The sequence below is a fragment of the Micromonospora sp. DSM 43699 genome, assembly GCF_055517075.1.
On sequence record NZ_JBTMMT010000121.1, the window covers coordinates 1 to 9,623 of the forward strand.

8 protein-coding genes are annotated in these 9,623 nt (G+C 73.4%); 6 read left to right on the forward strand and 2 right to left on the reverse strand.

The window, feature by feature from the left end:
* The first annotated feature begins 914 nt into the window (after positions 1-914).
* Complete coding sequence (locus AC0AIB_RS30575) at positions 915-1,712, forward strand: S1 family peptidase (protein WP_465097999.1); 798 nt, start codon at positions 915-917, stop codon at positions 1,710-1,712.
* 315 nt (positions 1,713-2,027) lie between these two features.
* Here the strand turns inward: AC0AIB_RS30575 and AC0AIB_RS30580 are convergent, their stop codons facing one another.
* Both AC0AIB_RS30580 and AC0AIB_RS30585 read right to left on the reverse strand, forming a co-directional pair.
* A complete protein-coding gene (locus AC0AIB_RS30580) occupies positions 2,028-5,027 on the reverse strand; it encodes an Hsp70 family protein (RefSeq protein ID WP_465098000.1) in 3,000 nt (999 codons plus the stop codon).
* Positions 5,028-5,186: 159 nt separating this feature from the next.
* A complete protein-coding gene (locus AC0AIB_RS30585; RefSeq protein ID WP_465098001.1) occupies positions 5,187-6,065 on the reverse strand; it encodes a DUF3152 domain-containing protein in 879 nt (292 codons plus the stop codon).
* Between the two features lie 140 nt (positions 6,066-6,205).
* On the opposite strand from AC0AIB_RS30585, the gene AC0AIB_RS30590 reads away from it, so the two are divergent.
* The 5 genes from AC0AIB_RS30590 (at position 6,206) to AC0AIB_RS30610 (ending at position 9,322) form a co-directional block, all read left to right on the forward strand.
* Positions 6,206-6,703, forward strand: coding sequence for a SigE family RNA polymerase sigma factor (locus AC0AIB_RS30590; RefSeq protein ID WP_328343734.1), 498 nt, complete (start codon positions 6,206-6,208; stop codon positions 6,701-6,703).
* Positions 6,700-7,452, forward strand: coding sequence for a hypothetical protein (locus AC0AIB_RS30595; protein ID WP_465098002.1), 753 nt, complete (start codon positions 6,700-6,702; stop codon positions 7,450-7,452). The genes AC0AIB_RS30590 and AC0AIB_RS30595 overlap by 4 nt, the downstream gene beginning before the upstream one ends.
* A 60-nt stretch (positions 7,453-7,512) precedes the next feature.
* A complete protein-coding gene (locus AC0AIB_RS30600) occupies positions 7,513-7,848 on the forward strand; it encodes an outer membrane protein assembly factor BamD (RefSeq protein WP_465098003.1) in 336 nt (111 codons plus the stop codon).
* 74 nt (positions 7,849-7,922) lie between these two features.
* Positions 7,923-8,609 carry a hypothetical protein gene (locus AC0AIB_RS30605; RefSeq protein WP_465098004.1) on the forward strand — a complete coding sequence of 229 codons (687 nt, stop codon included), beginning with the start codon at positions 7,923-7,925 and terminating at the stop codon, positions 8,607-8,609.
* 515 nt (positions 8,610-9,124) lie between these two features.
* Positions 9,125-9,322: a hypothetical protein gene (locus tag AC0AIB_RS30610; protein ID WP_465098005.1), complete on the forward strand. Its 198-nt coding sequence runs from the start codon at positions 9,125-9,127 to the stop codon at positions 9,320-9,322.
* Positions 9,323-9,623: the final 301 nt, after the last annotated feature.

Here is a 9,623-nt window from a genome sequence, read left to right on the forward strand (position 1 = left end):
CCCCGCCCCCCGCCCCGCTCACCCTGCCCACCGGCCCGCTGGCCCGGCGGGCACTACTTCCAGGATCCGGTGGCCTTACTCGACACCAAGACCACTACATCCCGGACAACACCGTTGCGTTAGGTGGAACGGCTGTTCATCAACCAGCGCTGCCTCGCCGATCATGGAGTTGTGGTGGGTAACAGAACGCCCGAAAAACCCCCAAAGCCGGCACCACCACTCCATGATCGCCAAGCGGGCCCACCCCGCTCCCCGATCGGGCACTTCCTGTCCCGGGTTGACCAGCCGCCCACGGCGTTAACGCAACGGTGTTGACATCCTGGAACCAGCAGGATCTTGATGAGGCGTGACTGCCTGCGGGCCGGACTCGGCGAGGCCCGATCGGACCTAGCGAGGCTCGGCCGGACCCGGCGAGGCCCGGCCGGGTCGGGTGAGGGGCGGCCGGGTCGGGTGAAGGCTGGCGGGACCGGGGTGAAGGCCGGCCGGGTTGGGCGAGGAGGGGCCGGGCCGGGTAAGGGCGGGGCCGGGCCGGGTGAGGGCGGGTGGCACGGTACGGCGGGCGGGCCGGGGGTGACCCGGTCCGCCCGCGTCCGGTCGCGGGAGTGCCCACGACGCCGGTCGACTCCACCAGGCCGGGCGCTGTCTTACCCCGCCGGGCCCTCTTCATCCCCTCCGGCCGGGTGACCCGCACCGGACTTCTCCAGCACGGTGGACTTCCCCGCAGGGTGGACTTCCCCGCAGGTCATGGCCTGTCCCCGCAGGTCTTGGCTGTCTCTACCTGTGGGCTGCTTCAGCGCGGTGGAGCATGGTCGTATGACCCATCAAGTATCTTGATGCATGTCGATTTATCGTTCTAGGCTCCCGCCATCGAACCGGCGCCCCCACCAGGCGCGCCGCCGAGGGTTGGAGGCCCTGTGAACCGTTGGCGCAGTCTCATCGGCCGGATGGCCGCCTCGATGGTGGCGATCACCGCCGGGTCGCTCGTCCTGACCGCCCCGGCCGCCGCCGCGCCCATCGCCGACCCCGCCCCGTCGGTCGTCGGCGGCACCCGGGCCGCGCAGGGCGAATTCCCGTTCATGGTCCGGCTCTCCATGGGCTGCGGCGGAGCGCTCTACAGCCCCCGGCTGGTGCTCACCGCCGCGCACTGTGTGAACCGCACCGGCACGAACACCAGCATCACCGCCACCCTCGGCGCGGTCGACCTCCAGTCGAGCAGCCGGATCCAGGTCAAGTCCAACTACGTCTACCAGGCCCCCGGCTACAACGGCAGCGGCAAGGACTGGGCGCTCATCCGACTCGCCACCCCGGTGACCAGCCAGGCCACCCTGCCCATCGCCACCAGCACCGCGTACGACAGCGGCACCTTCACCGTCGCCGGTTGGGGCGCGGCGCGCGAGGGTGGGGCTCAGCAGCGTTACCTGCTCAAGGCCACCGTGCCCTTCGTCAGCGACGCCAGTTGCTCCGCCTCCTACCCCGGCGACCTGATCGCCGCCGAGGAGATCTGCGCCGGCTACGCCAGCGGTGGCACCGACACCTGCCAGGGCGACTCCGGTGGCCCGATGTTCCGCCGCGACGCCGCGAACGCCTGGATCCAGGTGGGCATCGTCAGCTGGGGCGACGGCTGCGCCCGGCCCAACGCCCCGGGCGTCTACACCCAGGTGAGCACGTTCGCCTCGTCGATCGCGTCGGCCGCCGCCAGCCTCGGCGGCTGACCCGCCGGCACCGCCCGAGCTGCAGCACCCGCACCCGCCCGCTCCGCACCCGGACCCGGACCCGCCCGCTCCGTAGCGCCCAGTAGGCGTGTCCGGATCCGCCCGGCCGTACCCGGACCACCGCGCCACCGACAGCTTCCGCGGCCGTCGGTGGCGCGGTGGTGTACGGCGATCCGGCCCGGACGTCGGCCGCGGTGACGGTGAGCCGACCCGGGAGCCCACCGAGCGGTCGCACCGGCCGGCACCGTTGACCCGCACCCGGCCGAGCGGTCGCACCGTGCACCAACACGGAGCGGGGAGCCGGGCGCAGCCTGCTCAGCCGTCCCCGGCGAACCGGTACAGCACGAAGTCCCGCTCCGCACCGCAGACGATCACCGAGGTGTTCCACGAACACGACCCGCTCCGTACGCCCTGGAGCTGCCCCATCTCGGTCAGCTCACCGGCCGTCGACACCCCGGCGAGGCTGCGATCGTCCTCGACGCTGTTCGGCGGCTCGGCGAAGACCAGCAGGTTGCCGGCGTCGACTCGGGCCGCCGTACCCTTCCGGTCGGTCAGCACCGCCTTCCCGGCCGGGTCGAAGAGGCTGACGGTGGTCTTCGGCGACTCCCGCCGGACGAGCAGGTGCTCACCCACCGGCACCAGATCCGCTCCGTCCGGTGCCGGCCAGCGCCGGCTGCCCTTACCCTCGGTGGCCGCGACCACCTCGGTCCGGTCGGCGTCACCGTCGGGCACCTCGAGCAGGCAGGCCCGGTGCTTGCCGCAGGCCACCAGCCCGGTGACCCGCCGTTGGTCGCCCGCGCTGTAGAGCACCGTCGGTTCGGCGAAGCTGCCCAGGTCGTACCCGAGCAGTTTGTATCCCTGGTCCTCCTCCACGACGTAGAGCCGGTCGGCGTACGCGGCCATCCGGTCACCCACGTCGGCGACCCCGTCGCGGTGGCGCAGCACCTTCCCGCTGTTCATGTCGAGCACCCGGACGGATCGGTCGGCACCCACCTGCACCAGCCGGTCGGCGTCGCCGAGCCAGGGGGCGCGCGGAGCGCCGTCGAACTGGGCGGGGCCGACCACGCCCTGCTCGGTGCCGACCGGCAGCACCGTGCTGCGGGTGTCGTCGTACTCGCTGCGGGGGTTGGCCTGCGTCCACTCCTGACGGCCGTCGCGCAGCCGCAGCCCGACCAGGCGGCTGCCGGCGCGGTCCACCCACACCAGGGTCTCCCGCGTGACGTGCACCGCGTCGTCCCCGTGCACCGGCAGCCGCCACCGTTCCTTCCCGGACCCGGCGTCGAGCACCACCACGTCCCGGGGGGTGCTGTCGCCGACCGCGTCCGCGACGGCCAGCACCGCCCCCGGCACCGCCCGGACCCCGGTCCACTGCTGGGCACCCGCCGAGATCGTGCTCCGCCACGCCGGCTTCCCGGTGCCGGCCTCGACCGCCACCACCGTCAGCCGGTCGTCGGGGAGCTGATAGGCGAGATAGGCCCGATCGCCGAGTACGGCGGTGAACATCGCCGTCGGCCGGTCGCCGTCGGCGGTGGGCCGGGCCACCTCGGTCAGGGTGTGGAACTCCAGCGCCGGGTAACGGTCCCGGGTGAACCAGAGCGCCGCCGCACCGAGCACACCGACCAGCGCCAGGCCCGCGCCGAGCCCGATCCACCACCTCCGACGTCCGCGCCGCGCCGACGCCACCGGCGGGCCACCGGCTTCCGGTGACGTCGGCAACCCCGCCCCGGGTACGCCCGACCAGCCCGTCCCCGGCGGGTAACCGCCCGGCCCGGCGTCGACCGGGTACGGCCCGGCAGCCGGTTGCCCGCCGACTCCCGGCGGACCCGGTAGCGGGCCCGCGTCGGCAGGTGCACCGGCACCGGCATACGCGACCGCCCGGGGACCACCCTGACCCGGTACGCCGGCGGGCGTGGGACCGACCGGCGTGGCCACCAGCGTGCCGCCGACCTCCGCTGCCGGGAGCCGGTCGCCCGGCCCGGCAGGGTTCCCGTCCGGCCGGGCCGAGATACCGGGCGAGCCGGCGGGGGCGGTCTGCGGGTTCCCGAGCGGCTGGGCGGGGTTCCCTGGCGGTCCGGCGGGTGCGGTGGGCGGGGTGACCGGCGGTCCGGCGGGTGACGGGTGACCCGGGGTGGCCGGGGCGAGGGCCGCCGCGCCGGCCGGTGCGGGACGGTTGCTCCGCGGCAGCGGCAGGTCGGTGAGGGCGCCCTCGGCCACCGGCAGTTCGGGCTGTTCCAGCACGGTCGGCGCGATGCCCAGCTCGGCGTGGAGCAGCCGGGCGACCAACGGGATCCGGGACGAGCCGCCGACCAGGAAGAGCCCGGCGAGCCGGTCCGGGGTGAGTCCCGCGTCGACGACCACCTCCCGGGTCCGGGTGACGGCCCGGCTCAGCAGGGGAGTGGCCAACCGCTCCAGGTCCTCGCGGGTGAGCGACACGGTGGTCTCCAGGCCCGGTACCGCGACCGGTGCGACTGTCACCCGGGACAGCATCTCCTTCGCCCCGCGTACGGCGTCCCAGAGCTGTTGCCGCTCCCGCCACTGCCCGGTCGTCTCCGGGCGGGCCAGCCGACCCCAGCGCGCAGGGTGCTCCCCGCCGATCAGTTCACCGAGCCGGCCGAGTAGGGCCGCGTCGAGGTCCAGCCCACCGAGGTCGGCCATCCCGCCGGTGGCGATCACCGTGAAGCCCGAGTCGCCCCACGGATCGGCGCCCTCGTTGCGGACGACCGCCACGTCCAACGTGCCGCCGCCGAAGTCGAACACCGCGACCGACTCACCCACCGGCACCGGCCGGCGCAGCACCTCGGTGTAGTAGCGGGCGGCCGCGACCGGTTCCCGCAGCAGCCGGGTGCCGATCGGCACCGGGCCGGACATGGTGTGCTCGGCGGCCGACGGCCAACCGGCCAGGGCCAACGCGTCGTGCAGCACCTGCCGCCGGGGGGCCTGCCAGGCGGTGGGATAGGTGACCACCGCCGGGGGCAGGAAACCCACTGTCGCCACCGCCTGCTCGGCGACCGCCCACAGGGTCGCGGCGAGCAGCTCCGCCGGGGCGTACGACCGGTCGCCGAGGGGCACCGCCGGCTCGTCCACCCGACGCTTCGGGTTCGGCTCGTACCGGGTCGGGTCCGCCTGGGCCAGGCGTTGGGCGTCCCGGCCGACGTGCAGCCGGCCGTCGGTGTCGGCGTACACCCCGGAGGGGAGGATGGGTTGGCCGTCGACGAGCAGCGGCCGGGTCCGCCCGTCCGGCCAGCGCAGCACGGCCACGGTGTTGGAGGTGCCCAGGTCGACCCCGAGGGCGTATCCGTCCTGCTGGCCTGCCATCCGTCGCTACCTCCGCCGGGACGAGGGGATGCCCGGTCCCGCATGGTACGTCTCCCGTGCCGCCCCCGACGCCGGCCGGTCCGGCCCCCGTGTCCGCCGGCCGGTCCGGCCCTGCCGTCGGTCAGTTCGGTCGTGCCGCCGGGCGTCGCTGTGGCCCGGTCAGCCCCGGCGGCCCGGTTCGCGGGGCGGGATCTCGTCGGCGTAGGAGCCGGGCGGCCCCGAGTAGCGCACCCCGTCGCGGTACGGCGAGGCGTTGGCGGTGCAGCCGTGCAGGCCCAGCGTCTGCTGCTGCATCACCGGCGCGGGGAGGCCCCGCCCCGGGCACCGCTCGTGGCCGTGGCCGAGCCGGTGCCCGACCTCGTGGTTGACCACGTACCGGCGGTAGGTCTCCAGGTTGGCGCCGTAGCCCGGCACCCCCTTCACCCAGCGGGCCACGTTGACCACCACCCGGTCGCCGTTGCGGCACGAGGTGTAGCCGTCCGCCGCGTCCCCGCACAGCTCGTCCCGAGTGCCCGGGGTGGCCAGGTGGACGGTGAAGTCGGCGGGCCGATCGGGTCCGACCCGCCGCAGCCGCAGCGTCCGGCCGGTGGTCCACCCCTGTGGGGCGGTCAACGTCGCGCTGACCTCGGCCGCGAACTCCGTCACCGGCAGCCCCCGGATGTCACGCTCCACGGCGACCCGGTACCGCAGCAGCCGGCCGGTCCCGCCCGGTGCCGCCGGCTCGCCGGGTGCGACCTGCCAGTGGTTGTTCCCGTCCGCCGGATAGCTGATCGCGGCCGGTCCGGAGGCGAGCGGCGTCGGCCCGGCCGACCGTCCGGCCCCGCCGGACGTGGCCGACGGGGTGGCCGGACCCGCCGCCCCCCGGCCGGTGCCACCCACCCGGTCGGTGGTGGCCGGGTCGGTGGTACCCCGGTCGGCGGTGGCCCGGTCGGCGGTGGCCGGTGCCCCGCAGCCGGGCAACCACCCCGCCACCAGCAGCGCCAACGCCGATCGACCGATCAGCCCACGGCCCACGCGGGCGGTACCCTTCGTCGCCATGCTGCTCCCTCCGCACACCGCCGGTCGGCGATGGGCAGCGGGAAGGACGGGCGGCCCGACGGAACAGTTGATCCGGTCCGGACTCAACCTTTCGGCCGCCCGGCCCGTCGTGTCCGTCGTGGGATGCGGGAAGAGTGGGCATGGCCCGGGGTGACGCCGAGTTCGTGGAGTTCGCCCGGTCGGCCTCCGGGCGGTTGACGCACGCCGCCTTCCTGATGACCGGCGACCACCACCAGGCCGAGGACGCCGCGCAGACCGCGCTGGTCCGCACGTACGCGTCCTGGTCCCGGATCCGCGACGAGGACGCCTACGGGTACGCCCGGACCGTCCTGGTCAACCACCTGGTCGACGGGTGGCGGCGGCCGATCCGGGAGTACCCCACCGACGAGCTGCCCGAGCAGCGGCGCGGTGACGTCGCCGACGACGTGGCCACCCGCCGCTGGCTGCTCGACATCCTCGGCGCGCTCAGCCCCCGCGAGCGGGCCATCGTCGTGCTCCGCTACTACTTCGACCTTCCGGAGGCACAGGTGGCCCGTGAACTGGGCGTATCGCTCGGCACGGTGAAGAGCACCAGTTCCCGGGCGTTGCAGAAGCTGCGCGCCAGCGGAACCCCGGAAATCCACGGGAGCCGCCGATGAACGAGTTGGATCAGTTCCGCGAAGCGATGCGGGCGACCGAACGGCCGTACCACGACGACCTCGACCTGACCGTGATCATGCGGGACGGCCGGCGGCTGCGCCGACGTCGCCGGCTCGCCAGTGCCGGCGCGGCGGTGCTGGTCGGCGGGTTGCTGGCAGGCGGCGTCGGGATCGGCGTGCGGTGGAGCGGGCCGCCGACGCCGGACCGGCCACCCGTGCCCGCCGCCACCGTCCCCGCCCCCACCGGGCGGCCGACGGACACGCTGCCGCCCACCCCTGCCCCGACCCGGTGGCAACCCCCCCGGCAGCCCCTCGGCGACGTGGTGGACAGCGGCATCCGGTACGGCAGCGAGCAGCGGGTGTTCTACGTCGTCGCCGTCGACCTGCCGAAGGTGCCCCGGGTACAGATCGGGCTGATGGCCGGCCGGCGCACCTCAGGCGGCGAGCTGACCGACGACATCCTGGTCAACGACGTGCAGGGCAGCGACCGGGGTCCGGGCTTCCACCAGATCGGCTACGACGACTCGACCCCCTCGCAGGACCGTCCGCCGGTGCCCACCTTCGGGTACTTCGTCGGCCCGGCGCACCGGATCGTCGGCACGGTGGACGGTCGACAGGTCGACGCCCGGCTGGCCCGCTGGAACACGGACCCGACCGTGGTGATCTTCTGGTTCAGCCCGGCCGACCTCGCCCCCGGCGTACGCCTCGACGGCATCGTCGCCCGCGACGCAGCCGGACGGCTGCTGTGAGGCCTGGTCGGCGAGGCAAACCACTGGCTTCAGGAGGGAACCCGGGCCACCATGCCCCACATGGCCGATGACGAGGAGTTGCCTCTCGCCGACGTTCTGGCGCTCCAGAAGCTGGCCTACCTGCGTCAGCGTTCACTGCGTAATCCGCGCTACCGGAACGCCGACCACGTCCGGCTCCACGTGAAGCCGGGTTATCTCCGCTGGAGCCGACCCTCGATCTTTGATCCGCATCCGGAGTCCGTGCAGCGCAGTCTGGCCGCCTTCGAGCGACTACTGGCCAAGCGCCACGACCCAGAGGCCGCCCACGCCTGGCAGCAAGTCCTCACTGCGGTGGACCGCTTGCTGGCCGAAGGCAGGTACCGGGCGGGGCACGGCATCCGGCCGAGACGATTCTGATCAGGCACTACCGTCGGACCGGTCCCACACACCGGTGGCTGGGCAACGGGTGTGGGTTCTGGTAGACGTGAGCGATGGGCCGAACCTATGTGCTGTTGTCGAGCCCGTTTCTCGGTCCGGTGGTGTGGGATCCGGTGGCCTCCGTGCTCCGGGCGGGCGGGCATGACGTCGTCGCGCCTTCGCTCCCACGGGACCCGCTGTCCACCCCCGGAGAGGTGCTGAGCGCACTGGAGGAATCCGTACCCGGGCGGGGCGAGTTGGTCCTGGTGCCGCACAGCAACGCCGGCCTGTACGTGCCCGCGCTCGTCGCGTCGCGTCCGGTGCGGGCAACCGTGTTCCTTGATGCCGTGCTGCCGCCACGGAACGGTCGCCTACCGGTCGCACCGGCCGGGTTGGCCGCGATGCTCCGGGATCGGGTCGGTGCCGACGGCCTGCTGCCGTTGTGGAGCGAGTGGTGGTCGGAGGAGGATGTCGCCGCCCTGTATCCGGACCCGCAGACCCGGCAGCGGGTCGAGGCCGATCAGCGCCGGGTGCCCTGGGCCTATCTCACCGCCGAGGTGGAGGTCCCGGCCGGCTGGGCAACGAACCGGGCCGGGTACGTGGCCTTCGGGACCGCGTACGCCGACGAGCTTCGGGAGGCCGAGAACCGGGGATGGCCGGTTCGGATCCTGGACGGCCGCCATCTGCACATGTTGTGGGATCCGGCCGCTGTCGCTTCGACGTTGCTGGAGATCGCCGACCAGCTATCGCCACGGGAGTGAACGGCCACCGGACGGCCCGCAGGATCGCAGCACGGGAGGGGCGGCCGGCCCGAGATCAGCAGCACCCCTCTGACCTGGGCTGGAAGGTGTGGAGCGGGCGACGGGAATCGAACCCGCACCGTCAGTTTGGAAGATCGTTCTCGGTGGTCATGATCCGTCCGGATCGCCTGGTCAGTGGCCGGATTGTCGTGCCCGATCATTACCGTTGGGGACCGTCTGGGACACCCGCTACTGGCACGTAGCTGGCACGGCTGCGCGGTGGGCGCGCGGCCGTCCGGCGGCGTGCGGCTCACCGCCCCCGGCCTCTCGGGCCGGGGGCGGCTTGCCGTGTTGTCGGCTCTCCGCGCGCCTGGACCCCGGTACCCGGTGGCAAGCCGCGAAGCGGCGCGGCAGCCGATCGCCCCTACCTCGATGACGAGCAACCGTCCGCGCGATCGCCACGGCACCGACGTGCTACGTCGTCGGTGGGTGTATATCGCTGTGAGAGGACGGGTGCAGCCTCGTACCGTGGGCCTGTGGGACGTCGACAGGATCGGATTCGACGCGAACTCGGGTCGTTCATGAAGGCATACGGGCGGGTGGCAGCCAGCAACGGCAGCGATCCCAATGACCGCCAATACAGCCGCAAGCTCGAAGCTGAGATCAAGCGGATGAGACCGGAAGACCTCGATTGCCTGCTCCGCGATGAAGACGATGACCCCGAGGACGACTGACTGTTGAACCCTGGCCCGCCGAGCCGGCCGATGCCGGCCGGAGGCCGCCAGCAGGCCGCGCGCGGCGGGCCTGCGCCGCGCTTGCGCGGCGCCTTGATCCAAAAGAGAACGTTTCGGCAGTGCCATCGCCTGCATCGCTGAGCGTCGCAGCTAGGCCCTGCCGGACATCTCGCTTAGTACTGCAACGGCAGTAGGCGAATCGTCTTCGGGTCGGGTTCGTTGGTCTGCCTGTGACGGACGTTGATGTTGATCGTTGGCGTGGGGAGCTGGACCGGCTGCATGCCCGGATCGGGCCTCGGTT

What these genes read in the sequence shown, in the direction of transcription:
- AC0AIB_RS30580 (WP_465098000.1), bottom strand. Translation starts at nt 5,027, where the DNA reads ATGGCAGGCCAGCAGGACGGATACGCCCTCGGGGTCGACCTGGGCACC.
- AC0AIB_RS30585 (WP_465098001.1), bottom strand. Translation starts at nt 6,065, where the DNA reads ATGGCGACGAAGGGTACCGCCCGCGTGGGCCGTGGGCTGATCGGTCGA.
- AC0AIB_RS30590 (WP_328343734.1), top strand. Translation starts at nt 6,206, where the DNA reads ATGGCCCGGGGTGACGCCGAGTTCGTGGAGTTCGCCCGGTCGGCCTCC.
- AC0AIB_RS30595 (WP_465098002.1), top strand. Translation starts at nt 6,700, where the DNA reads ATGAACGAGTTGGATCAGTTCCGCGAAGCGATGCGGGCGACCGAACGG.
- AC0AIB_RS30600 (WP_465098003.1), top strand. Translation starts at nt 7,513, where the DNA reads ATGGCCGATGACGAGGAGTTGCCTCTCGCCGACGTTCTGGCGCTCCAG.
- AC0AIB_RS30605 (WP_465098004.1), top strand. Translation starts at nt 7,923, where the DNA reads ATGGGCCGAACCTATGTGCTGTTGTCGAGCCCGTTTCTCGGTCCGGTG.